Source organism: Agromyces sp. Y782, assembly GCF_059445405.1.
On sequence record NZ_JCAIUG010000001.1, the window covers coordinates 406,510 to 430,710 of the forward strand.

Sequence of the window (24,201 nt, forward strand, 5' to 3'; positions counted from 1 at the left end):
CACCTTCTTGTCCGGGCAAATTCCTCGTCTGGGCGCATTCGCGCCGAACCACGGATGCCGCGGGCGAAGCGTTCACGAATGCCGCGGGATCTCCAGCCACAGCTCGACCTCGGCCTCGTCCGAGTCCGAGTCCGAATCCGAGTCCGAGTCGCCGCCTTCGGCCTCGCGTAGGCCCACGACGGTGACCGCCACGGGTGATCCCTCCGCTGCGGTACGGGCGATGATGCGGTCGGCCCTCGAACCGGCAACCGCTTCGGCCAAGCGGGACAGCACGCGATCGCGCATCGCTTCGTCGAGGTCGTCGATGCCGCCCTCGTCGAGCAACGTGACGGTGATGCCCCGAGAGCGAGCGCGTTGCACTTCGACGCGAACGGCATCGGTGAGCAGCATCCGGCCGCGGATCTCATCGCGGATCGCCGCCTCGAGCATGCGGCACTCGGCACGCTGCGCCTCGGTCAGCCGACCATTGCGGTCGGCGATGCGCCGCAGCATCGGCGCCGCGAGTCGGTTGGTGTGCGCGAGTCGCATGCGCCCCTCGAACAGGTGCGCGTCTTGTGCGGCCTGCCACGCCGCCGCCTCGCGTTCGGCCTGCGCATACCGCCTCGTCTCCCGTGCCGCCACCGTCAACGCCTTGGTCAGCATGTGCGCGATGCCGACCCACACGACGCTGCCGATCACGCCCAGGCTGCCGAGTGCCAGCGGCCCCGCCCACACCACGGTCTGCACGGCGAGAACGATGACGCCGAGCCATGCTGCAGTCTGCTGGCGGCGGGCAGCGGTGATCGTCATGAGCGTGCCGACCGCGGCGACGTACCAGGTGGCGTAGCCGTTCTCGGCGTCGGGATCGAGTTGACTCGTCACGAGCAGCGGCAGCACGATCGAGACCGCGAGGCAGAAGGCCGCGAGCCAGTCGGGCATCCGCACGCGCCTCGTCGGCCACAGGCTCAGGGCGGTGGCCGTCGAATACAGCAGGAGCGCCCCGATCGCCGGCCACGGTGACGCGGGCACATCGAGCGAATAGATGCCGAGCACGACGTGATAGGTGGAGAACAGCGCCCCGAGCACGAGGAGGAGCCAGCGGGGAATGGAGATCATGAGCCGCCCCGTGCCCCGACCGGCCAGGCGATCGTCACGGTCGTGCCGTGTCCGATCTGCGATTCGATCTCGGCGGCGCCCCCGGCGTTCACCATGCGTTCCTCGATCGACACGCGCAAGCCGAGCCGCTCCGCGGGCACTCGATCGATCTCGAACCCCCGCCCGTTGTCGGCGATCTCGATGACGCAACCGCCGGCCCGCACCCCGCGGATGCGCAACTCGCGTCTCGTCGAGAGTCCGGGCTCGTCGGCGTGCTGCAGACTGTTGACCATCGCCTGCACCGCCGCCGCGTACAGCGCCTCCATCGCCTCCACCGGCAGTTCGACCCCACCAGCGTTGACGACTCGCACGGTGAACGGCGTGTTGAACGTGGTGAGCGCGGCGCGCAGCCGACGCACCAGCACCGGCAGTCCGACGCGGTCGAGCGCACGCGGGCCGGTTGCGCCCGCTTCGTCGAGGCGGTGCACGGCGTCACGTGCCATCCGGGCCGCGAGCAACTGCTGCTCGGGCGATGTGGCCACCGCGGCGGAGAGCAGCGTCGTCAACACACTGTCGTGCACCAGGGCGTCGATCTTCACGCGCTCGATCTCGTTGGCGTGCTGCCGGGCGGCGACGTCGTACCGTTGCAGTGCCGCCTCTTGCGCGGAGTCGACCGATTCGGCGGCCTGACGCAGCATCGTGATGATCACGAGCACGACGACACCCAGCACGACCGCGTAGAGCGCGTCGAGCACCGCCAGCAGCGGACCGGCGTCACCGCCGGCCGGTGACAGCCGGATGACGCCGTACACGGCCGGGATGACGAGCGTGTAGGCAGCGGCCCAGATCGGCAGTACCCCGATCACCGCGGCCGTCGTCGCGACCGTGCAGAGGTAGTAGAGCCAGGGGGCGCTGCCGTCGAGTGCCGCAGGATCGGCGACAAGGAACGGCCACACCGCGAGCGCCAGCGCGTACAGGGCTGCGAAGCCGAGACAGGCGGCGCGCACCGCGACCTTCGTCACCGTTGCGACGGTGAGCGCGACGATCGCACCATACATCACGGCCATGAGGGCAGCACCCGCACCATCGATGAGCGCGGCGGCCTGCTCGAGGGCCACGGGCACCGTCTGCGCTCCGAATACGAGCCCGAAGAGTCCGAGGGCGCGACCGGCGACCGTTTCGACCTGTGCGCGGGTCACCGTGGACCGGCGACGCGCGAGGCGCGTCACCCGCCAATCAACGGCGGGCATCTCCGCCATCGTCGAGCCCGGGGAGGATTCCGTCCTCCACAGCCCGGCGGAGCAGGTCGACCTTGGTCGGGGCAGGGCGGCCGACTTCGATGTACTTCGCGCGGATCCGGTCGAGGTACTCGCGCGCCGTAGAGTGCGCGATGCCGAGCTGCGCTGCAACGAGCTTCAACGGCAGACCGGACGCGTAGAGATGCAGCACGTCGTGCTCACGGCGCCCGAGCTGCGCCTTCGCGAAGTCGCGGTCGGCCTCGATCGCGCTGGCCCACTCGACGTTGTTGAGCACCTCGCCGCGGGCGACCGTGGCGATCGCACCGATCACGGCCGACATCGGAGAGGCTTTCGGAATCACGCCGGCAGCGCCCGCGGCGAGCGACTCCCGCACCGCAGCGACCCGGTCGGCGATGCTGTGCACGAGCACCGCACTGCCGGTCGCCAGAACGGCACGCACGTTCTCGGTCACCGATGACCCGTCGCCGAGCGAGAGATCGAGGACCACGACGTCGCAGCCTCGACCCGCGAGTCCGGCGAGCAGTTCGGGCACGCTCGCCGCATCGATCACGACGTCGTATCCGGCGTCACGGCACGCGGCCCGAAGGCCGAGCCGAACGGCCTCATGGTCGTCGACGATCGCGACGGTCGCCGCAGCCCCTGTTGTTCCGGCCGTTGCTGCGGTCACGACTTCCCCTGTTCCACGTTCACACGATAGCGCGGAGCCGTGCGACCGCTTCGACATGGTGGGTATTCGGGAACAGGTCGTACGCGCGCAGCTCGTCGAGTTCGTAGCCCAGCCCGCGGAAGAGTCCGACGTCGCGGGCGAAGGCCACCGGGTCGCATGCCACGTAGACGAGTTGGCGCGGGCGAAGTTCGGCGAGCCGCTCGACGACTGCGCGGCCCGCGCCGGAGCGCGGCGGGTCGAGCACGATCGTGGCGTCGCGCAAGCGCCCGCGTTCGGTTGCGCCGGAGCTCGCCGCGAGCTCGTCGAGGTAGCGGTCGACGCGCGCGGTCACCGCGCGGGCACCGATCCACTCGGCGAGGTTCGCCCCGGCGTGCTCGGTCGCGCGCGCATCGGACTCGACGGTCGTGATGCGCACCGTCTCACCGAAACGGTCGCCGACGGCGGCCGCGAGCAGCCCGACACCGCCGTAGAGGTCGTGGTTGGCCGCACGCGGGTCGAACAGGTCACCGTCGATGAGTTCCTGCACCGCGCGAGTGAGGGTCGCCGCGGCACCTCGGTGCACCTGCCAGAAGCCGTCGCGATCGAGCTGGAAGGCGCGATCGCCCACACGCTCCTCGATCGTGGTGCGCGGGCCACGAGACATCCGCTCGCCCTCGACCAGGACGATCGCCGGGTCGCCGGCGCTCGGCGCGACGAGGTCGATCGCGCTCGCACCCGGGAATCGGTCGTCGAGCGGCGCCAGCGCCTCGAGCTCGGGTACTGCGAGGGGCACGGATGCCACGGGCACGACCGAGTGGCTTCGGGCGGCGTACGGCCCCACACGACCGTCTGGGCCGACGTGGAGGCGCATCCTGGTGCGCCAGCCCGTTCCGGTCTCGACAGAGGCCCCTGGCGCGAGCAGCGGGTCGACGGGTCGAACCTCGACGTCGGTGTCGACGCCCGCCATTCGCGAGAGCGCCTCGCGCAGCACCTCGCCCTTCAGCGCACGCTGCCGCGGCATCAGGATGTGGCCGAACTCGGCGCCCCCTGCCCGCAGCTCGGGCGCGCGGTCGACGGATGCCTCGGCCCAGACGTGCTCGCGACGATCGGGCGACGCATCGAGCACCGACACGGTCTCGGCGCGCCAGAACCGCTCACGCCCCTGGTCGCTGACCCGTGCCGCGACGCGCTCACCGGGAATCGCATCGGCGACGAACACCACGCGACCCTCGTGGTGGGCGACGAACACTCCCCCGTGCGCGACCCGCTCGATCTCGACCTCGATCACCGGGCCGTCGGTGGCGGGCGGTTTCGGCGCCGGGCGGGGCGACCGCGTCTGCCTGCGCGCGCCTGGACGACGGGGACGTCGGTTCTCTGCCATGCAACGAGCATTCCACAGCGCCGGCGCCCCGAGGCAGGATGGACACATGCGCCTCTACCTCGCCTCGACCTCGCCCGCCAGGTTGCAGACCCTCCGTGCCGCCGGCATCGAGCCGATCGCGGCGCCGCCCGGCGTCGACGAGGAGGCCGTCGTCGCCGCGCGCGAAGCCGAGGCGGGGCCGTTGGCAGCGCGCGAGATGGTGCAGCTCCTGGCTCGAGCGAAGGCCGAGGCGCTCGTCGGCGCCGAGCCCGACGGCGTGCCGATCGACGGGCTCATCCTCGGCGGCGACTCGGCGTTCCTCACCGGCGGCGCCATCCACGGCAAGCCGCATCGGCCCGAGGTGGCGAAGCAGCGCTGGCTCGCCCAGAACGGCGGACACGGCGAGCTGTGGTCGGGGCATTGGCTGATCGACCACCGCGGCGGCCGGGTGCACGGTGCGGTCGGGCGAGCGGATGTCGCGACGGTGCGCTTCGCGGCGCTCGACGAGGCCGAGATCGACGCGTATATCGCCTCGGGCGAGCCGTTGCTCGTGGCCGGCGCGTTCACGATCGACAGTCTCGGCGGCCCATTCATCCGGCGCGTCGAAGGCGACCCGTCGACCGTCGTCGGCCTCTCCCTGTCGACGCTGCGCGACCTCGTGCGGGAACTCGGCGTCGCCTGGCCTTCGCTCTGGAACCGCACGGGCGCGACAGGTTGACGTTCAGACGCGATTGTCGAGGTCCGCAAGAGACATCCGCTCTTTTTGTGGAAGGCACCCAAAGGGCGACCCGCCCCGCGCAATAGGCTTGAGCATTATGCCGCGAATCACCAAGGTCCTCATCGCCAACCGTGGCGAGATCGCCGTCCGCGTCATCCGGGCCGCCCGTGACGCCGGCCTCCGCTCCGTCGCCGTCTACGCCGATCAAGACCGCGACGCGCGACACGTGAAACTCGCCGACGAGGCCTACGCACTCGACGGCAGCACGAGCGCCGACACCTACCTCGTGATCGAGAAGATCCTCTCGGTCGCCCGCCGTTCAGGTGCCGACGCCGTGCACCCCGGCTACGGCTTCCTGGCCGAGAACCCCGACTTCGCCCGCGCCGTCATCGACGCCGGCATCGTCTGGATCGGGCCGTCGCCCGAGGCGATCGAACGCCTCGGCGACAAGGTCTCCGCACGGCACGTGGCCGAAAAGGTCGGTGCGCCGCTCGCGCCCGGCACCCTGAACCCGGTGGCGGATGCCTCCGAGGTGCTGGACTTCGTCGACGTGCACGGCCTGCCCGTCGCGATCAAGGCCGCGTTCGGCGGCGGCGGGCGCGGCCTCAAGGTCGCCCGCACCCGCGAAGAGGTGCCCGAGCTCTTCGAGTCGGCCACCCGCGAAGCCGTCGCGGCGTTCGGCCGCGGCGAGTGCTTCGTCGAGAAGTACCTCGACAAGCCGCGCCACGTCGAGACCCAGTGCCTCGCCGACGCACACGGCAACGTCGTGGTCGTCTCGACCCGCGACTGCTCGCTGCAGCGTCGCCACCAGAAGCTCGTCGAAGAGGCACCGGCGCCCTTCCTCACCGAGGCCCAGACCACGCTGCTCTACGAGTCCTCGAAGGCGATCCTCCGCGAGGTGGGCTACGTGGGCGCAGGCACCTGCGAGTTCCTCATCGGCCAAGACGGCACGGTCTCGTTCCTCGAGGTGAACACCCGCCTCCAGGTCGAGCACCCGGTCTCCGAAGAGGTCACCGGCATCGACCTCGTCCGCGAACAGTTCCGCCTCGCTGAGGGCGGTGTGCTCGACTACGCCGACCCCGTCACGACCGGTCACTCGATCGAGTTCCGCATCAACGGCGAAGACCCTGGTCGCGGCTTCCTGCCCGCCCCGGGCCCGGTGCACGTGCTGCGCTTCCCGGGCGGCCCCGGCGTGCGCGTCGACTCGGGCGTGACGACCGGCGACGAGATCTCGGGTGCGTTCGATTCCCTATTGGCCAAGCTCATCGTCACGGGCTCGAGCCGCCGCGATGCGCTCGAGCGGGCCCGCCGCGCCCTCGACGAGTTCGAGGTCGCCGGGCTGCCGACCGTGCTGCCCTTCCACCGCGACATCGTGAACGACCCGGCGTTCGCGCCCGAGGGCGACGAGCCGTTCTCGATCCACACGCGCTGGATCGAGACCGAGTACGACAACCAGCTGGAGCCATGGTCGGGCGAACTCGCCGAGACGAGCGGCCCCGACGCACGCACGAGCGTCATCGTCGAGGTCGCGGGTCGCCGGGTCGAGGTCACCCTGCCGAAGCGACTCGCAGGCGGGACATCCGCTTCGCGCACCGCCGGCCCCGCGCCTCGCCGCCGCACCGCCGCCCACTCGGTCGCCACCGCGACCGGCGACGCCGTGAAGGCGCCGATGCAGGCGACCATCGTGAAGGTCGCGGTCGTCGAAGGCGACCACGTCGTCAAGGGCGACCTCGTGCTCGTGCTCGAGGCCATGAAGATGGAGCAGCCGATCCTCGCCCACAAAGACGGTGTCGTCGGCCTCGTGAACGCCGAGGCCGGAGCCACCGTCTCGAGCGGTCACCTGCTGCTCGCGATCATCGACCCCCCCGCGGCCGCCTGAGCACTCTTCGGAACTTCAGCGAGCGACACGCGGGATCAGACGTGACCGATCCCGAAATTCCACGGCGCAGAGATCACACTTTCGACCGTTGGGTTGCTCGGACCGCCCCATTGGTTGACCGAGACCGCGTTCGCGTTCGCGTACTTCAGTACGTGTCCGTCCACGACTCGTACATGCGCTCACCTCGGCGCGAACGAGGGTGCGGGCTCGGCTGTCGCGGTCGGCAACGGAGTGGGATCGAGTGGCGCCACGACGCACCCCGTCAGTAGCAGACCTGCTGCGATCAGGATCGTCACCGCGCGTACGACGCGACCGGTCATGGTTGCCCAGCTTCATCGCCACCCCTGGGGTCGGCGCCGCCACCGCGGCACCGAGTCACCTCAGCGTACGATGTGCATCGCCCTCGCCGCATCCGTCAGCGAACCGCTGAGCGACGGGTAGACCGGGAACGCCTCGGCGAACTGGTCGACCGTGAGCCGGTGCTCCACGGCGAGCGCCATCGGGAACACGAGCTCCGAGGCCTTCGGCGCGACGATGACGCCGCCGATGATGGCGCCCGACCCGCTCGAGGCGAAGAGCTTCACGAAGCCGTCGCGGATGCCCATCATCTTGGCGCGCGGGTTCGACGAGAGCGGCAGCTTGTAGACCACTCCGGGTACGACGCCCTCTTCGATCTCCTTCTCAGTCCAGCCGACCGTGGCGATCTCAGGCTGCGTGAAGATGTTCGAGGTGATGTTGCGCAGCTCGGGCGGGTTCACGATGTCGCCCATGGCGTGGAACACCGCCGTGCGACCCTGCATCGAGGCGACCGAGGCGAGCGGCAGGAACGTCGTGCAGTCGCCCGCGGCGTAGATGTTGGGCATGGAGGTGCGGGCCACCCGGTTGACGCGGATGTGACCACTCTCGGACAACTGCACGCCGGCCTCTTCGAGCCCGATATCGGTCGTGTTCGGTACCGAGCCGACCGCCATCAGGCAGTGACTGCCCCGCACTTCGCGCCCGTCGGTCAGGGTCGCCACGACGCTGTCGCCGTCACGCACCACCGACTCGGCACGCGACTTGTTCATGACCTTCATGCCGTTGCGCTTGAAGACCTTCTCGATGACGGATGCCGCGTCGGCATCTTCGCCCGGCAGCACCTGGTCGCGGCTCGAGATGAGCGTCACCTTCGCGCCGAGCGCCAGGTACGCGGAAGCGAACTCCGCGCCCGTGACGCCCGAGCCGACGACGATGAGGTGCTCGGGAACCTGCTGCAGGTGGTAGAGCTGCGTCCACGTGAGGATCCGCTCGCCGTCGGGCACCGCCGTCGGCAGCACGCGGGGTGAAGCGCCGACCGAGATGACGAGCGTGTCAGACTCGATGCGGTCGAAATCGGTGCCGCCCTTCGCCGTCGAGACGATGACCGCGTTCGGCCCGTCGAGGCGACCCTCGCCCTGAACGAGCTTCACACCGGCCTCGATGAGGTTGCCGCGCATGTCTTCGGACTGCTGGGCGGCGAGACCGAGCAGCCGCTTGTTGACGGCCGCGAGGTTGATCGCCACCTCGGGTTTGACCGCCTTGTCGGAGGACCCCTTCGCATAGAACTGCACGCCGAGGTCGGCCGCCTCTTTCACGGCGTTCGACGCCTCTGCAGTGGCGATGAGCGACTTCGACGGCACGACATCGGTGAGCACGGCGGAGCCGCCGACGCCGGCCCGCTCGATGAGGGTGACCTCCGCCCCGAGCTGTGCGCCCGCGAGGGCCGCCTCATATCCCCCGGGTCCTCCTCCGAGGATGGCAATGCGTTGCGTGCGCTCGAACTCGTAGGCCATGCTCACATTCTGTCAGCTGCGGCCGCCCGGCCAGCAAACGAGCAGCGGATGCCGCGGCATCCGTGGCTCATTTAGAGTGGGATGATGCACGCCGCCAACCCGCTCGACGACCCGACTGCCGACCCCTTCGCGATCGCCGCCCTCGCGGCCGACCGCATCGCGGAGCTCACGGGCGTCGAACGCCACGACATCGCCCTCACCCTCGGCAGCGGTTGGGGCCGGGCCGCCGAGCTCATCGGCGAGACGACGCACACGATCGCCGCAACCGAGGTGCCCGGGTTCTCCAAGCCCGCGCTCGAAGGGCACGTCGGCACGCTGCGCTCGGTGCTGCTGCCGAGCGGCAAGCGCGCCCTCGTCATCGGCGCCCGCACCCACTACTACGAAGACCACGGGGTGCGCCGCGTCGTGCACTCGGTGCGCACGGCCGCTGCGACCGGCGCGAAGACGATGATCCTCACGAACGGCGCCGGCGGCATCACCGAGCATTGGACGCCCGGCACCCCTGTGCTGATCAGCGACCACATCAACCTCACGGCCGACTCGCCGCTCGAGGGCGCGACCTTCGTCGACCTCACCGACCTCTACTCGAAGCGGCTCCGCGACCTCGCGCGCACCGTCTCGCCCGAACTCGACGAGGGCGTGTACTGCCAGTTCCGCGGGCCGCATTACGAGACACCGGCCGAAGTGCAGATGGCGAAGATCATCGGCGGCCACATCGTCGGCATGTCGACGGCGCTCGAGGCGATCGCCGCCCGCCAGTCGGGTATGGAGGTGCTCGGCATGTCGCTCATCACCAACCTCGCCGCCGGCATCCAGCAGTCGCCGCTGAGCCATGAAGAGGTCCTCGAAGCCGGCCGCTCGGCCGAACCGGTGATCTCCAGCCTGCTCGCCAAGATCGTCGCCGAACTCTAGGCAACTCGTTCCCTGAGCCTGTCGAAGGGAGCACCAACAGCTCGCCTCGACAGACTGAGCGAGCGAGCGACTCACTAAGGAGCAACGGATGTCGCAGACCGACGCCGACCAGCAGCGGATCACCCGTGCCGAAGCGTGGCTCCGTCAAGATCCGGACCCCGAGACGCGGGCCGAGCTCGCCGCGATCATCGACGCGGTGCGGGGCGGCGACCCCGCGGCATCCGCGGACCTCGCCGATCGCTTCGACGAGCGGCTCGCATTCGGCACGGCCGGATTGCGCGGTGAGATCGCCGCGGGCCCGAACCGCATGAACCGCGTGCTCGTCTCCCAGGCGGCTGCAGGGCTCGCGGCGTACGTGATCGATCATGCCGAGCTCGGCCAGACGCCGTCGGTCGTCATCGGTTACGACGGTCGGAAGAACTCCGCCGTGTTCGCGCGCGACACGGCCGAGATCATCGCGGGCGCCGGCGTACGCGCCATACTCATGCCGCGTCTGCTGCCGACCCCGGTGCTCGCCTTCGCGGTACGTCACCTCGATGTTTCAGCCGGCGTGATGGTGACGGCCTCGCACAACCCGCCGAACGACAACGGCTACAAGGTATACCTCGGTGGCGAAGATCGGGGCTCGCAGATCGTGCCGCCCGCCGACGCCGAAATCGCCCGGCACATCCTCGGGGTCGCCGACACGGTCAACGTGCTCGAGCTGCCCCGCGGCGTCGTCGAGACCGCCGCAGAGTCGGTGATCGATGAGTACGTGCGGCAGACGGCCGCGGTCGCAGCCACGCCGACGGCGCAACCGCGAGTCGTCTACACGGCCATGCACGGCGTCGGCTGGCAGACCATGTCGAGCGTGCTCGAGGCCGCCGGCTTCGATGCGCCCGCACTCGTCGAAGAGCAGATCGCACCCGACCCCGCCTTCCCGACTGTGGCGTTCCCGAACCCCGAGGAACCCGGCGCAATGGACCTGTCCTTCGCGCGCGCCCGCGAGGTCGGGGCCGAGCTCGTCGTCGCCAACGACCCCGATGCCGACCGTCTCGCCCTCGCGATTCCCGACGGCTCCGTCGAGGCGGGCTACCGGCGCCTCACGGGCAACGAGGTCGGGCTCATCCTCGGCTGGCAGGCCGCCGAACGCGCCGCCGACGTCTCGGGCGACTCGGGCCCGAACGGTGCCCTCGCCTGCTCGATAGTCTCCTCCCCCGGCCTCGAGGCCATCGCCCGCGCATACGACCTCGACTTCGAGGCGACGCTCACGGGATTCAAGTGGATCTCCCGGGCGCCCGCCCTCGTCTTCGGATTCGAAGAGGCACTCGGCTACCTCGTGAATCCCGGCACGGTGCGCGACAAAGACGGCATCTCGGCCGGCATCGCCTTCCTCTCCCTCGCGGCGGCACTCAAAGCCGAGGGCCGCACGGTCGCCGATCATCTCGACGCGTTCGTCGAGCGGTTCGGATGCCACGACTCGGCCCAGATCTCGATCCGGGTCACCGAACTCGCCCACATCGGCGAGATCATGTCTCGGCTGCGGGCCAAGCCGCCCGCCTCCGTCGGCGGCATCCGGGTCGAACGCATCGAAGACCTCGCCGACGGATTCGGCGAGCTGCCGCCCTCAGACGTGCTGCGCATCGTGCTCGACGGCGGCGCCCGAGTGATGGTGCGCCCGAGCGGAACCGAGCCGAAGCTCAAGGTCTACATCGACGCCGTCAGCGAGACCGGATCGGTAGCCGAGCGTCGCGCCGCGGCATCCGCCGCTGTCGCAGCGCTTGAAAACGGTATGCGGGAGCTGGTGGCGTAGGCACGCCTGGGCCGTCAGCCGAGGGAGGTCGCGAGCTTCGCGCCGATCTCGTCGACGTCGAAGTAATTCGAGACCTCGATGATCTCGGCGAAGCTGCGACCGATCGCGGTGCGCACCGCCCCGGCCAGCTCGGTCGAGGTCAGGATCACCTGTGCATCCGCAGCCGCTGCCGCGATGCCAGCGAGGTCGCTCGCATCGACATCGGCCGAGAGCCCCAGGCGGTCGAGTGCGCGCTCGGCGTTGACCTTCAGGATCGCGGAGGTGCCGATGCCCAGCCCGCAGACAGCGATGATCTTCATGCGCCCGCCTCGCCGGCGTAGCCGAGCAGCGCACGCACCTCGTCGGCCGTGGTCGCCCTCGCGATGCGCCCGACGATGCCACTGTCGTTGAATGCGTTGGCGAGCTTGGCGACGGATGCCACGTGCTCTTCGGCGTTCGACACTGCGAGTCCGACGACCACTCGCACCGGATCGTTGTGCGGGTGACCGAACGGCACCGGCTCGGCGAGCGTCACGACTGCGAGCCCCTCGCGGCGCACATCGGAGCCGGGTCGCGCATGCGCGAGCGCAAGGCCCGGGGCGATGACCACGTAGGCGCCGAACTCCTCGATCACCGCGATCATGCGCTCGGCGTACTCCGAACGGGTCGACCCGGAGCGCACGAGTGCGCGGCCCGCCTCGCGGACCGCGGCGCGCCAGTCGTCGACGTGCGCACCGAGCACGATCGCGTCGTCGGGAAGCGGCGGGAGGGTCATGTGGGTCCGTTCAGGGTGATGCAGGCGGGCGCGCGGTGGATCGGGGCAAACGCGCGTCAGGCTTCGTCGAAGCCGTCTTGAATCTGTTCGATGAGCTGCTCGCGATCGTCGAGCGGCAGGAATGCCGATGCCGCCGCGTTCAACTGGAACGTCTCGAAGTCGTCGAGGTCGTAGCCGAAGGCATCGCTGAGGAGCGAGAGCTCACGAGTGAGGCTCGTGCCCGACTGCAGGCGGTTGTCGGTGTTGACCGTCACACGGAAGCCCAGCTGGTACAGCAGGTCGAACGGGTGGTCGATGAGTTCGTCGCCCCACGCGGCGATCGCGCCGGTCTGCAGGTTCGACGACGGGCTCAGCTCGAGCGCGATCTCACGGTCTCGCACCCACTGGGCGATCGGACCGAGCGACACGTAGGTGTTCTCGTCGTCTTGACGATCGATGAGGAGGTCTTCGGCGATGCGCACACCGTGGCCGAGACGCAGGGCACGACCGTCGAACAGCGCGCTGCGAATGGACTCGAGCCCATCGGCCTCGCCGGCGTGCACGGTGACCGGCAGGTACTGGCTCGCGAGGTAGTCGAACGCCGTGCGGTGGCGACTCGGCAGGAACCCCGCCTCGGCGCCGGCGATGTCGAAGCCCACCACGCCCCGGTCGCGGTGACGCACGGCGAGCTCGGCGATCTCGAGGCCGCGCTCGGCGTGCCGCATGGCGGTGACGAGCTGGCCGGCGAGAATGCCGTGGCCCTGGCTCCGGGCGTCGTCGATGCCCTGCTCGATGCCCGCCTGCACGGCCTCGACGGTCTCGTCGAGACTGAGGCCGCGCGTCAGGTGCTGCTCAGGCGCCCAGCGGATCTCGCCGTAGATCACGCCGTCGGCCGCGAGATCTTGCACGAACTCGCGCGCGACGCGGCTGAGGCCCGCCCGCGTCTGCATGACGGCCGTCGTGAGGTCGAACGTCTTCAGGTATTCGACGAGCGAACCCGAGTTCGACTGATCGGTGAACCATCGACCGAGCGCCTCAGCGTCGGCGGCCGGCGTGTCGAGCCCGATCTCGTCGGCGAGTTCGATGAGGGTCTGCGGGCGCACTCCGCCATCGAGATGATCGTGCAGCGAGATCTTCGGCAGGGACTGGATGTTCGTGCCGTCGCCTTCGAGGCGGTACTCCGTCGGAATCGTGTTCACGAGTCAACGATAGCGACAGGCCGCCCGCGAAGTCTCGGCATTCTCGAAGCAAGACGGTGAAGACGGTCGAGAGACGCGGAACGTCGGGACGCGAAGTGCGGAGCGTGAGGCGTGAGGAGAAGAGCGACTCGCGGCGACGAAGGATCGTGCGGGACGAGCGATCAGCGACCGATGCGGTCGGCGATGAGCGGGCCGCCGTCGTCGATGGGGTCGCCGGCATCGCCGATGCGCCACGCCCCCTCGACGGCCGCGAGCGCCCGCGCGAAGCGAGCCGGCTCGTCGGCGTGCAGCGTGAAGAGCGGCTCGCCCTTTCGCACGGCGTCGCCGGGCTTGGCGTGCAGTTCGATACCGGCGGCATGCTGCACGGGGTCCTGCTTGCGAGCCCGGCCGGCGCCGAGACGCCACGCAGCGATGCCGAACGGCAGCGCCTGCTGCGCGACGAGCACACCGTCACGCTCGGCCGTCACGACGTGCTGCTCGCGCGCCACAGGAAGCGCGGCGTCGGGGTCGCCGCCCTGGGCCCGGATGGCGCGGCGCCACGTGTCCATCGCACGGCCGTCGTCGAGCGCCGCCTCGACATCGACGTCGGGCCGCCCGGCGAGCGCGAGCATCTCGCGTGCGAGGGCGACGGTGAGCGTACGGACATCCGCTGGTCCGCCACCGGCGAGCACCTCGACCGATTCGCGCACCTCGTTGGCGTTGCCGATCGTGAGGCCGAGCGGCACGTTCATGTTCGTGATCAGGGCGGAGGTCGCGACACCCGCGTCTTCGCCGAGTTCGACCATCGTGCGGGCGAGCTCGCGCGAACGGTCGATGTCGGTGAGGAACGCACCCGAACCGAACTTCACGTCGAGCACGAGTGCGCCCGTGCCCTCGGCGATCTTCTTCGACATGATCGAGGAGGCGATGAGCGGAATCGCCTCGACCGTGCCCGTGATGTCACGCAACGCGTAGAGCTTCTTGTCGGCTGGGGCGAGGCCCGCACCCGCCGCGCAGATCACGCCGCCGACGTCGCGCAATTGTGCGAACATCTCGTCATTCGTGATCTCGGCCCGCCAGCCGGGAATCGACTCGAGCTTGTCGAGCGTGCCGCCGGTGTGACCGAGCCCGCGACCCGAGAGCTGCGGCACCGCGACGCCGAACGTCGCGACGAGCGGCATGAGCGGCAGAGTGATCTTGTCGCCGACGCCCCCGGTGGAGTGCTTGTCGCTCGTGGGCTTACCGAGCCCCGAGAAGTCCATGCGCTCACCGCTGGCGATCATGGCCATCGTCAGGTCACGGATCTCGCGGCGAGTCATGCCGTTCAGGAAGATCGCCATGGTCATCGCCGACATCTGCTCGTCTGCGACGTAGCCCCTCGTGTACGCGTCGATGAGCCAGTCGATCTCGGGGGTCTCGAGTTCGTGGCCGTCGCGCTTGGCGCGAATCAGGTCGACGGCATCGAACGGTTCGACCGCGCTCATGCGTGTGTTCCCTTGAATTCGGCGAGTTGCCGCGGGCCGAACGCGTCGGGCAGCACCTCGTCGATCGTCTTGATGCCCGAGACCGTGTCGAGCAGCATGCCTTCGGCGGAGTGCTCGTAGAGCAGCTGCCGGCAACGCCCGCACGGCATCAGCACGCCGCCGTGCCCGTCGACGCAGGCGAACGCGACGAGCTTTCCGCCGCCCGACATGACGAGCGCCGAGACGAGCGAGCACTCGGCGCAGAGAGTGACGCCGTAGGAGGCGTTCTCGACGTTGCATCCGCTCACGATGCGGCCGTCGTCGACGATCGCGGCAGCGCCGACCGGAAATCCCGAGTACGGCGCGTACGCCTTCGCCATCGCCTCGCGGGCACGCCCGCGGAGCTCGTTCCAGTCGATCGCATCCGTTGCGGTCATGGTGCTCCCCCGTTCAGGATCGTTCGGTTCGAGGTGGATCGGATCGCGTCGCGATCGGATCGGTCAGGACTTGATGTACGGCTTGCCGTCTGCAGCGGGTGCGCGGGACTTTCCGACGAACCCGGCAACGGCGAAGATCGTCACGACGTACGGCAACATGAGCATGAACTCGCTCGGAACCGGCGAGCCGATGACCGAGAGGGTGTTCTGCAGGTTCGATGCGAAGCCGAACAAGAGGGCGGCAAGCGTCGCCCGAATCGGATCCCAGTTGCCGAAGATGACGGCGGCGAGGGCAATGAATCCGGCTCCGGCGGTCATCTCCTTGTTGAACGCGATGCCGGACCCGATCGTGAAGAACGTCCCGCCGAGGCCGGCGAGCGCGCCGGCGAGCGCGACATTCCAGAAGCGGGTGCGATTGACCTTGATGCCCACCGTGTCGGCCGCCTGCGGGTGCTCTCCGACCGCGCGGACACGCAGACCCCATTTCGTGTGGAAGAGCCCGACGTAGACGAGCGCGACGGCGACGTACATGAGGTACACGATGAGGGTCTGCCGGAACAGCACCGGCCCGATGATCGGGATCTCGCTGAGCACGGGGATCGGCAGTCGCTCGAAGCGCTGGGCGGTGCTGTTGAGCAGAGCCGAGTTCGGGGCGAGCACTTGCGAGAAAAAGAAGCTCGTGAGGCCGACGACGAGAACGTTGAGCACGACACCGACGATGACCTGGTCGACGAAGTACTTGATCGAGAATGCGGCGAGCACCATGCCGACCAGCATTCCCGCGACCATCGCCGCGATCACTCCGGCGGTGAGCCCGAGCCAGCCCTGGCCGGTGCTCGACGAAACGATCGAGGCGACGACCGCCGCGGTGAAAGCGCCGGCCAGCAGCTGCCCCTCGATGGCGATGTTCACGACGCCGGCGCGTTCGCCGATCACGCCCGCGAGCGAACCGAAGATGAGCGGCACCGCGAGGCTCAGCGAACCGAACAGGAGGCCGATCATGGGCAGCGATGCTCCGGCGCCGGCCCAGGTGAGGAAGGCGAACATGAACAGGATCGCGAACACGACGATGAGCCAGAGCGGCACTCGGCGCTTCGATCGCACGAGCAGCGCCGAGTACAACGTCGCCACGGCGAGCAGGGCGACGACCGTCCAGATCGTCGCCATCGCCGGCACGACGAGGTCGGGCACTTGGATGGTGTCGGCTTCACGCGACCACCGGTAGGTCGTGACCCCCTCTCGCGGCGCGAACACCGCGAGGGCGAGGGCGACGAGCGTGAAGATGCCGAAGGCGATGGGTGCCTTCCAGCTCATCACGACCGTCGTGTCGAGCGATTCCGGCTGAGGCGCGACGCGCTGATGTTCCACGGTTCGGCTCACTTCGCCTTCACCTCCCCCTTCGTGCGGTTCTTGCGGGATCGTCTCGGCTTGGCGTCGGGGTCGGGCAGGCCGAAGATCGTGCGGACCAGCGGCGGCGCGGCGATGAAGAGCACGATGAGCGACTGCACGACGAGCACGATCTCGATCGGAACGCCTTCGGCGGCCTGCATCGAGAACCCTCCGGCCTTGAACGCGCCGAAGAGGATTCCGGCGACGAACGTACCCCACGGGGTGGAACGCCCGAGCAGCGCGACCGTGATCGCGTCGAAGCCGATGCCCGCGTCGATGCCGGCGGTGAAGCCGGTCGTGACGGTGCCGAGCACCTGGCTCACACCAGCCAGTCCCAGCAACGCGCCGCTGATGAGCATCGCGTAGACGTACATGCCCTTCACGTTGATGCCGGCGACGCGTGCGGCGTTCGGGTTGAGGCCGACGGCGCGGAACTTGAAGCCGAGGCTCGACCGGCTGAGGATCCACCACACCACGATCGTCGCGATGATCGCGAGAACGAATCCGAAGTGCAGGTTGAACCCGGGGATCGCAGGGAAGATCGCGGTCTCTTTCATGCCCGGGGTCTTCGGATTCGACGAGCCGGGCGCCTGGAGCAGACCAGGAGTGCGCAGCATCCACGACACGAGGTAGAACGCGACGTAGTTGAGCATGATCGTGACGATCACCTCGTGCGCACCGGTGCGGGCTTTCAGGAATCCGGCGATGCCCGCCCAGAGTGCGCCGCCGACGAGCCCGCCGACGAGGGCGACCAGCATGTGCACGCCCCACGGCAGGTCGAAGCCGAAGCCGATCCAGCCGGCAACGGATGCCGCGATGAGCATCTGGCCGCGACCACCGATGTTGAACATGCCGACGCGGAACGCGAGGGCCACGCCGAGGCCACCGGCGATGAGCGGCGTCGCGAACGTCAGTGTCTCGGTGAGCGGGCGGATGCCGTCGATGAACGTGTCTCGGCGGAAGTTGTAGATCGAGCCCTGGAAGAGCGCGGAGTAGGCCCCCGATACCGACTGCCACACGGCGAGGAAAAGATCGCTCGGGCGCGAGAAGAAGTAGCCGGCCGTCTCTTGGACTCGCTCGTCGGTGAACGCGATCATGATCGCCCCGACGACGAGCGCGAGAACCACCGCGAGCACCGAGATGATGGCGTTGCCCGTCGCGATCTGGTTCAGCATCTTGTGCCACTTCGAGGGCGGCGGCACGTCGCCGCCGTCGGGAACCCGGACGGCGGCAGCCTCGGGTTCGATGGCGCCAGGCTCCTCGAGCGCGGCGTCGGCGTCGGCGTCGAGCGAGCTCGCGCCGACGCCGTCGGCCCGGGGCGGGTGGGGATCGCTCACGCGGCGGCTCCTTCTGCGGGATGTTCGCCGGCCATCATCAGTCCGAGCACGTCACGAGGCGTGTCTCCCGGGACGATGCCGACGATGCGTCCGCGGTACATGACCATGATTCGATCGGCAAGTGCCCCGACCTCATCGAGCTCGGTCGAGACGACGACGACGGGCACGCCGGCGTCGCGGGCAGCGACGATGCGCTTGTGGATGAACTCGATCGAGCCCACGTCGACGCCGCGCGTCGGCTGCGCGGCGACGAGCAGCCGAAGCTCACGGCTGAGCTCTCGGGCGAGCACGACCTTCTGCTGGTTTCCACCGGAGAGCTGCTGCACGAGCTCGTCGATGCCCTGCGCCCGAATGTCGAACTCTTGGATCTTCTCGCGCGCGAACTCGGCGAGCGCACTCCGCTGCAAGTTGCCGGCCCGCACGAAAGGCGGGCTCTCGCTGCGGTCGAGCATGAGGTTCTCGGCGATCGTGAACTCGCCGACGAGTCCGTCTTCGTTGCGATCTTCGGGCACGAAGCCGACGCCTGATTCGAGGATCTTGCGCACGCCGGCGCCCGTAAGGTCGATGCCGTCGAGCGTGATCGACCCCTGCACGCGCGGTTGCAGCCCGAGGAGCGCCTCGGTGAGTTCGGTCTGCCCGTTGCCCTGTACGCCCGCGACGGCGAGGATCTCGCCCCGCCGTACCGTGAAGCTCACGTCGTTGACGACGAGTTGCCCGATCGGGTCGATCACGGTGAGTCCCTCGATGACGAGCGCCGAATCGCCGAGTTTCGGTTCCTCTTTGTGCACCGTCAACTCGACTGCACGGCCGACCATGAGCGACGCGAGCTCAGCGTTCGTCGCCGTGGGCGACGCTTCGCCGACGACCTTGCCCAGCCGGATGACGGTGATCCGATCGGCGACCTCACGCACCTCTCGCAGCTTGTGCGTGATGAAGACGATCGAGGTGCCAGCCTCTTTGAGCTGGCGCATGATGCCCATCAACTCGTCGGTCTCTTGCGGCGTGAGCACCGCCGTCGGCTCATCGAACACGAGCAGCTTCGCGTCTCGTGAGAGAGCCTTGATGATCTCGATGCGTTGCTGCACGCCGACCGGGAGGTCTTCGACGAGGGCGTCGGGGTCGACATGGAAGCCGAAGCGTGCGGAGAGCTCGTTGACCTTGGCGCGCGCAGTGGCCAAGTCGAGGATGCCACCCGCCTTCGTCGACTCGTGGCCGAGCATCACGTTCTCGGCCACGGTGAAGACCGGGATGAGCATGAAGTGCTGGTGGACCATGCCGATGCCGGCTGCCATCGCGTCGCCCGGACCGGCGAAATGTGCGACCTCGTCGTTGAGGAGCACCTCGCCCTCGTCTGCTTGATACAGGCCGTAGAGCACGTTCATGAGCGTCGACTTGCCTGCGCCGTTCTCGCCGAGGAGCGCATGGATTTCTCCGGCCTCCACGGTGAGGTCGATGTGGTCGTTGGCGACCAAGCTGCCGAATCGCTTCGTGATGCCGCGAAGTTCGAGCTTCATGCTCCCGATCCTAGTGACGGTGCCGCATCTGTCGGAGATGCTGCACGGATGTTGTGGGACCCGAATCGGGACCGCTCAGATGTTGCGAGACGTGCGCGAACGCGCGGAATCGAACGAGGATCGGGGAGGCCGGCAAGCCGACCTCCCCGATGCGTGCCGCTCTCGACTCAGCCGACGAGGTAGGAGTTGACCGTCACGTCGCCCGCGATGATCGCAGCCTTCAGGTCGTCGAGCTCACCCTGGAGCGTCGGCGAGACCTTCGACTCGAAGTCGTGGAACGGCGCGAGGCCGACGCCCTCGTTCTCGAGGGTGCCGATGAACGCCGTGGGATCGAATTCACCGTTGCCTGCAGCGAGCACGGCCTCGTAGGTACCGACGTCGATGCCCTTGAGGATCGAGGTCAGCACGAGGTCTGCGACCGACGGGTCGGTCTCGGTGAAGTCTGCGTCGACGCCCATGAGCGCGACGTCGGCCCCGGAGTCGCGGATCGCCGCAGCAGCCGACTGGTAGATCGGGCCACCGACGGGCAGCAGCACGTCGACGTTCTGGTCGAGGAGGCCCTGCGCGGTCTGGCGCGCGATGTCGTTGGCTTCGAAGCCACCGGTGAAGAGGCCGTCGGTGCCGTCCCAGCCGAGCACTGTGACGCCCTTGTTCTTCTGCTCGTTGTAGTAGTCGACGCCCTGCTTGAAGCCGTCCATGAAGATCGAGACGGTCGGGAAGTTCTGGCCGCCGAAGGTGCCGACGACGTTGGTCGTGGTGTAGTCGGCCGCCGCGTAGCCGCCGAGGAAGGCGGCCTGGGCGGTGTCGAAGAGGATCGGCTTGATGTTCGGCGCGTCGACCTCGCCATCGAAGTCGTTGTCGGCCGCGTCGTCGATGATGACGTACTCGATGTCGGGGTTGGCCAGAGCGGACTCCACGGTGGCCGCCGAGAGCGCGAACCCGACCGTGACGATGAGGTCGCAGCCCTGGTCTACGAGGTTCGTCAGGTTGGGCGCGTAGTCGGTTTCGGAGTCGGACTGGACGCTCTTGAGTTCGACGCCGAGCTCGTCGGCCGCCTTCGTGGCGCCCTCGAAGCCGAGCTGGTTGAAGGACTTGTCGTCGAAACCGCCCGAGTCGGACACCATGCAGGGCTGGAAGTCGATGGCTTCGCCACCGCCGTCCGTTTCTTCGGGTGCGGATGCGCAACCGGCGAGCAGTACGGCTGCACCGAACAACGCGAGGCCGCCGAGCGCGGCCTTCTTGGTCGTGACCTTCACTGTGTCCTCCAAAGACTGTCGCCCCGACCGTTCCGAGGCTCGTGCAGTCACGTTACCGAATGTTGCGGCGAGCGCCACGGCCCGAGGGGTCACGACATCCAATGGTTATCAAGACGCGATGTTCTGCTCATATGAGCAGTACGGAGACCCCCGAGAACGGGAGTGATCAGCGACGTTCAGGAGCGCTCGGCGACTCCACGATGATCTCGCCGGCAATGATCGCCTGACGCAGCCCCTCGATCTCGCCGTCGAGCGCCGGCGGCACGAGGGTGGCGAGATCGTGGTACGGCGCGATCTCGACCCCGCCGTTCTCGAGCGTGCCGATGAACGGCTCATTGTCGAACGCCCCATCGAGCACCGCGCCGACGATCTGGACCATCGCATCCTGAGTGTTCTTCAGCACGCTCGTGAGGATTACCGGGCGCAGCTCGGCCCCGAGCGATTCGTAGCCGTCGCTGTCGACCCAGATGATCGAGACGCCGCCGCGTTCGAGTGCCGCGGCCGCCGCGCCTTCGCCGACCTGGCCTGCGACCGGCAGGATCACGTCGGCGCCCTGGTCGATGAAACTCTCGGTCAGGGTCTTGCCCTTGTTGACGTCTTCGAAGTCTCCCGTGAACGCGCCGTCTTGCGCATCCTTGTCCCAGCCGAGCGCGCGCACCTGTGCGCCGTGCACCTCGTTGTACTTCGCGACGCCGTCGACGAAGCCGTCCATGAAGAGGGTGACCGGCGGCTGGTTGCCGCCGCCGAACGTCGCGACGACGCCCGTCTTCGAGACGCCCGCTGCGAGATAGCCGGCGAGATACGCCGCTTGCGCGGTGTCGAAGACGACCGGCTTCACGTTCTCGGCGTCGACCGTCTCATCGACGATCGCGAACGCGAGGTCGGGGTTCTTGCCCGCCTGGTCGAGCGTCGACTCGGCCAGTTCCCATCCGACGGTGACGATGAGCTCGCAGCCCGAGTCGACCGCCTGCTGCACATTCGGCGCCAGGTCGGTCTCACCCGTGGAGACGATCGCCTCGGCGGCGACGTCGTACTCGTCTTCGGCCGCCTGCAGCCCCTCCCAGCTCGACTGGTTGAAGGAGCGGTCTTCGAGGCCGCCCGAGTTCGTGACCATCCGCACGCACGATTCACTCGCCTCGCCGCCCTCACCGCCGTCGGGCGCAGGAGCGCACGAGACGAGGGCGACGGATGCCGCGACCAACGTCGCACCCGCGATGATGCTTCGACCCAGAGACATCCGGAACCCCGCTCTCTCGCGCTCGCTAGAGCACGTCGCTCGAACCGCCGAGCCGAAGGGCATCGACGACCGCTTTGACTCGCTGCGCGTGCTCGCTCGTGGTGACGAGGAGCGCATCCGGCGTGTCAACGACGACGATATCGTGCACGCCGATCAAGCTGATGACCCGCTTCGAGCGGCTGATGACGATGCCGCTGGACGCGTCGGAGAGCACGCGGGCGTTCTCGCCGAGGATCGCGAGCTCGCCGGAGCGGCCCGCGGTGTTGAGCTTGGCGAGCGAGGCGAAGTCGCCCACGTCGTCCCACGCGAAGTGACCGCGGATGACCGCGAGGCGACCCGCGGCAGCGGCCGGCTCTGCGACCGAGTAGTCGATCGCGATCTTCTCGAGCCGCGGCCAGATGCGATCGACGGCGGGGCCGCGCGTGTCGGAGTCGTCCCACGCCGCCGCGAGTTCGACGAGACCCGCGTGCAGCTCGGGCTTGTTGTGCGCGATCTCGGCGAGGAGCGCGTCGGCCCGGGCGATGAACATGCCCGCGTTCCAAAGGTGCTTGCCGCCCGCCAGGTAGCGCTTGGCCGTTGCGAGGTCGGGCTTCTCGACGAAGCTCGCGACCGCTTCGACATGAGCGGCGCCCTCGACCTCGATGGACGCCCCGCATTCGATGTAACCGAAGCCGACCGCCGGCTCGGTCGGCGTGATGCCGATCGTCGCGATGTACCCGGCCCGAGCGGCAGCGACAGCGTCGACGACGGCCGCGCGGTAGAGCGCGGTACCCGAGATCACATGGTCGGCCGCGAAGGAGCCGACGATGACGCCGGGCTCGCGGCGCTCGAGGATCGCTGCGGCGAGCCCGATCGCGGCCGTGGAGTCCCGGGGCTCGCTCTCGAGCACCACATTGTGGTCGGCGAGGCCCGGCAGCTGAGCTTCGACCGCGGCGCGATGCGCGCGACCCGTCACGACCATGATGCGGTCGGCGCCGGAGAGCGGGGCGAGGCGATCCCAGGTGTCTTTGAGGAGCGTCTGGCCCGAGCCGGTGAGATCGTGCAGGAACTTCGGCGCGTCGGCGCGGGAGAGCGGCCAGAGCCGCGATCCGACACCGCCGGCGGGGATGACGCTGTAGAAGCCGTCGATGGGGGTTGCGTCCATCAGCACAGCGTAACCGGAGTGCGTGACAGCCAGGAGAGACGAGTGCCGCGGCATCCGTTATCTCGATGTCGAGAGAGTTAGGCGCGCCTTGGCGGCGGCTCGACTGGGTGCGGGTCTACACTCGAACCGGGTCGTGTGCCCGAATCCGCCCGCGTTCGGGGCGATGCACACAGCCAAGGAGGGTTGTTCATGCCAGAGACTTCGGCGGGAACCCTGACCGCACCCGCGAAGCCCGCGAGACAGAGGCCCGGAGGCACCCTGTACCGCGGAAACGAGGGCATGTGGTCGTGGGTGCTGCACCGCATCACCGGTGTCGCGATCTTCTTCTTCCTCCTCGTGCACGTGCTCGACACGGCGCTCGTGCGAGTGAGCCCCGAGGCCTACAACGCGGTCATCGGCACCTACCAGACGCCCATCATGGGCCTCGGCGAGGTCGCCCTCGTCGGCGCGATCGTCTTCCACGCCTTCAACGGCCTGCGCATCATCCTCGTCGACTTCTGGTCGTGGGCGACCCGGCATCAGAAGCTGCTGTTCTACGTCGTCATCGCCCTCTGGGTCGTGACGATGCTGGCTTTCGCGCCGCGCCACCTCATCAACGTCTTCAGCCACTAGGGAGCCGCGGACATGACTGCCATGGAATTCTCCGATCGCCCGCGCCGCCGCGGCGTCAACCTGGAGAAGTGGGGCTGGATCTACATGCGCGCGTCGGGCGTCGTGCTGATCGTGCTCATCTTCGGCCACCTCTTCGTGAACCTCATGGTCGGCGACGGCGTGAAGGCCATCGACTTCGGCTTCGTCGGCGGCAAGTGGGCAGACCCGTTCTGGCAGTGGTGGGACGTGCTGATGCTCTGGCTCGCGCTCATCCACGGCGCCAACGGCATGCGAACGATCGTCAACGACTACACGAGCCCGGGCACCGTGCAGAAGGTGCTGAAGGGCGCCCTGTTCGCTGCCGCCGCCGTGCTCATCATCCTCGGCACCCTCGTCGTCTTCACCTTCGAGCCGTGCCCGGTGGGCGCGCCCGCCGACCTGCTTCCCTCGTTCTGCGCTGCATAGGAGATC

General features: G+C 68.7%; 22 protein-coding genes. 6 read left to right on the forward strand and 16 right to left on the reverse strand.

The features are described 5' to 3' along the window. Positions 1–72 precede the first annotated feature (72 nt). From AC1C2S_RS01880 to AC1C2S_RS01895, 4 genes are read right to left on the reverse strand one after another with little or no spacing between them, the layout of a single operon-like run. Positions 73–1,095 carry a DUF8320 family protein gene (locus AC1C2S_RS01880; protein WP_495350842.1) on the reverse strand — a complete coding sequence of 341 codons (1,023 nt, stop codon included), beginning with the start codon at positions 1,093–1,095 and terminating at the stop codon, positions 73–75. After that, on the reverse strand, positions 1,092–2,324 hold the full coding sequence (locus AC1C2S_RS01885; protein WP_495350843.1) for a sensor histidine kinase: 1,233 nt from the start codon (positions 2,322–2,324) through the stop codon (positions 1,092–1,094). The genes AC1C2S_RS01880 and AC1C2S_RS01885 overlap by 4 nt, the downstream gene beginning before the upstream one ends. Next, complete coding sequence (locus AC1C2S_RS01890) at positions 2,311–3,000, reverse strand: response regulator (protein ID WP_495350844.1); 690 nt, start codon at positions 2,998–3,000, stop codon at positions 2,311–2,313. Before AC1C2S_RS01890 ends, AC1C2S_RS01885 begins: the two co-directional genes overlap by 14 nt. Positions 3,001–3,019: 19 nt before the next feature. Further along, entirely contained in the window at positions 3,020–4,360 is a 1,341-nt protein-coding gene (locus tag AC1C2S_RS01895) for a class I SAM-dependent RNA methyltransferase (RefSeq protein WP_495350845.1), read from the reverse strand. Positions 4,361–4,406: 46 nt separating this feature from the next. Here AC1C2S_RS01895 and AC1C2S_RS01900 point away from each other — a divergent pair, with 46 nt between their 5' ends. Together AC1C2S_RS01900 and AC1C2S_RS01905 are read left to right on the forward strand one after the other, a co-directional pair. Continuing rightward, entirely contained in the window at positions 4,407–5,057 is a 651-nt protein-coding gene (locus AC1C2S_RS01900) for a Maf family protein (protein ID WP_495350846.1), read from the forward strand. Positions 5,058–5,154: 97 nt separating this feature from the next. Continuing rightward, positions 5,155–6,936, forward strand: coding sequence for an acetyl/propionyl/methylcrotonyl-CoA carboxylase subunit alpha (locus tag AC1C2S_RS01905; RefSeq protein WP_495350847.1), 1,782 nt, complete (start codon positions 5,155–5,157; stop codon positions 6,934–6,936). 380 nt (positions 6,937–7,316) lie between these two features. On the opposite strand, the gene AC1C2S_RS01910 is transcribed toward AC1C2S_RS01905, so the two are convergent. Beyond that, entirely contained in the window at positions 7,317–8,747 is a 1,431-nt protein-coding gene (locus AC1C2S_RS01910; RefSeq protein WP_495350848.1) for an NAD(P)H-quinone dehydrogenase, read from the reverse strand. A gap of 84 nt (positions 8,748–8,831) precedes the next feature. On the opposite strand from AC1C2S_RS01910, the gene AC1C2S_RS01915 reads away from it, so the two are divergent. Both AC1C2S_RS01915 and AC1C2S_RS01920 read left to right on the forward strand, forming a co-directional pair. Next, positions 8,832–9,659 carry a purine-nucleoside phosphorylase gene (locus tag AC1C2S_RS01915; protein ID WP_495350849.1) on the forward strand — a complete coding sequence of 276 codons (828 nt, stop codon included), beginning with the start codon at positions 8,832–8,834 and terminating at the stop codon, positions 9,657–9,659. A gap of 88 nt (positions 9,660–9,747) precedes the next feature. Beyond that, positions 9,748–11,451: a phospho-sugar mutase gene (locus AC1C2S_RS01920; protein WP_495350850.1), complete on the forward strand. Its 1,704-nt coding sequence runs from the start codon at positions 9,748–9,750 to the stop codon at positions 11,449–11,451. 14 nt (positions 11,452–11,465) lie between these two features. On the opposite strand, the gene AC1C2S_RS01925 is transcribed toward AC1C2S_RS01920, so the two are convergent. The 11 genes from AC1C2S_RS01925 to AC1C2S_RS01975 form a co-directional block, all read right to left on the reverse strand. Beyond that, positions 11,466–11,750: a PTS sugar transporter subunit IIB gene (locus tag AC1C2S_RS01925; protein WP_495350851.1), complete on the reverse strand. Its 285-nt coding sequence runs from the start codon at positions 11,748–11,750 to the stop codon at positions 11,466–11,468. Next, a complete protein-coding gene (locus AC1C2S_RS01930) occupies positions 11,747–12,205 on the reverse strand; it encodes a PTS sugar transporter subunit IIA (protein WP_495350852.1) in 459 nt (152 codons plus the stop codon). Before AC1C2S_RS01930 ends, AC1C2S_RS01925 begins: the two co-directional genes overlap by 4 nt. A 56-nt stretch (positions 12,206–12,261) precedes the next feature. Next, a complete protein-coding gene (locus AC1C2S_RS01935; RefSeq protein ID WP_495350853.1) occupies positions 12,262–13,383 on the reverse strand; it encodes an adenosine deaminase in 1,122 nt (373 codons plus the stop codon). A gap of 161 nt (positions 13,384–13,544) precedes the next feature. Continuing rightward, the gene (locus tag AC1C2S_RS01940; protein WP_495350854.1) at positions 13,545–14,846 is read right to left on the reverse strand and encodes a thymidine phosphorylase; all 1,302 of its coding nucleotides are present in this window, start codon (positions 14,844–14,846) and stop codon (positions 13,545–13,547) included. Next, positions 14,843–15,262 (reverse strand): cytidine deaminase, encoded by a 420-nt coding sequence (locus AC1C2S_RS01945; protein ID WP_495350855.1) that lies wholly within the window; start codon positions 15,260–15,262, stop codon positions 14,843–14,845. Before AC1C2S_RS01945 ends, AC1C2S_RS01940 begins: the two co-directional genes overlap by 4 nt. A gap of 63 nt (positions 15,263–15,325) precedes the next feature. Next, positions 15,326–16,642 carry an ABC transporter permease gene (locus AC1C2S_RS01950; protein WP_495350856.1) on the reverse strand — a complete coding sequence of 439 codons (1,317 nt, stop codon included), beginning with the start codon at positions 16,640–16,642 and terminating at the stop codon, positions 15,326–15,328. Beyond that, positions 16,639–17,988: an ABC transporter permease gene (locus AC1C2S_RS01955; RefSeq protein WP_495350857.1), complete on the reverse strand. Its 1,350-nt coding sequence runs from the start codon at positions 17,986–17,988 to the stop codon at positions 16,639–16,641. The genes AC1C2S_RS01950 and AC1C2S_RS01955 overlap by 4 nt, the downstream gene beginning before the upstream one ends. Further along, complete coding sequence (locus AC1C2S_RS01960) at positions 17,985–19,502, reverse strand: ABC transporter ATP-binding protein (protein ID WP_495350858.1); 1,518 nt, start codon at positions 19,500–19,502, stop codon at positions 17,985–17,987. The genes AC1C2S_RS01955 and AC1C2S_RS01960 overlap by 4 nt, the downstream gene beginning before the upstream one ends. A 167-nt stretch (positions 19,503–19,669) precedes the next feature. Beyond that, a complete protein-coding gene (locus AC1C2S_RS01965; protein WP_495350859.1) occupies positions 19,670–20,758 on the reverse strand; it encodes a BMP family lipoprotein in 1,089 nt (362 codons plus the stop codon). A gap of 166 nt (positions 20,759–20,924) precedes the next feature. Beyond that, positions 20,925–21,995: a BMP family lipoprotein gene (locus AC1C2S_RS01970; RefSeq protein ID WP_495350860.1), complete on the reverse strand. Its 1,071-nt coding sequence runs from the start codon at positions 21,993–21,995 to the stop codon at positions 20,925–20,927. A 25-nt stretch (positions 21,996–22,020) separates the two neighbouring features. Then, positions 22,021–23,139, reverse strand: coding sequence for a mannose-1-phosphate guanylyltransferase (locus tag AC1C2S_RS01975; protein WP_495350861.1), 1,119 nt, complete (start codon positions 23,137–23,139; stop codon positions 22,021–22,023). Positions 23,140–23,328: 189 nt separating this feature from the next. On the opposite strand from AC1C2S_RS01975, the gene sdhC reads away from it, so the two are divergent. Both sdhC and AC1C2S_RS01985 read left to right on the forward strand, forming a co-directional pair. Beyond that, positions 23,329–23,751 (forward strand): succinate dehydrogenase, cytochrome b556 subunit, encoded by a 423-nt coding sequence (sdhC, locus tag AC1C2S_RS01980; RefSeq protein WP_495350862.1) that lies wholly within the window; start codon positions 23,329–23,331, stop codon positions 23,749–23,751. Between the two features lie 12 nt (positions 23,752–23,763). Further along, positions 23,764–24,195 (forward strand): succinate dehydrogenase hydrophobic membrane anchor subunit, encoded by a 432-nt coding sequence (locus AC1C2S_RS01985; protein ID WP_495350863.1) that lies wholly within the window; start codon positions 23,764–23,766, stop codon positions 24,193–24,195. The last annotated feature ends 6 nt before the right edge of the window (positions 24,196–24,201 follow it).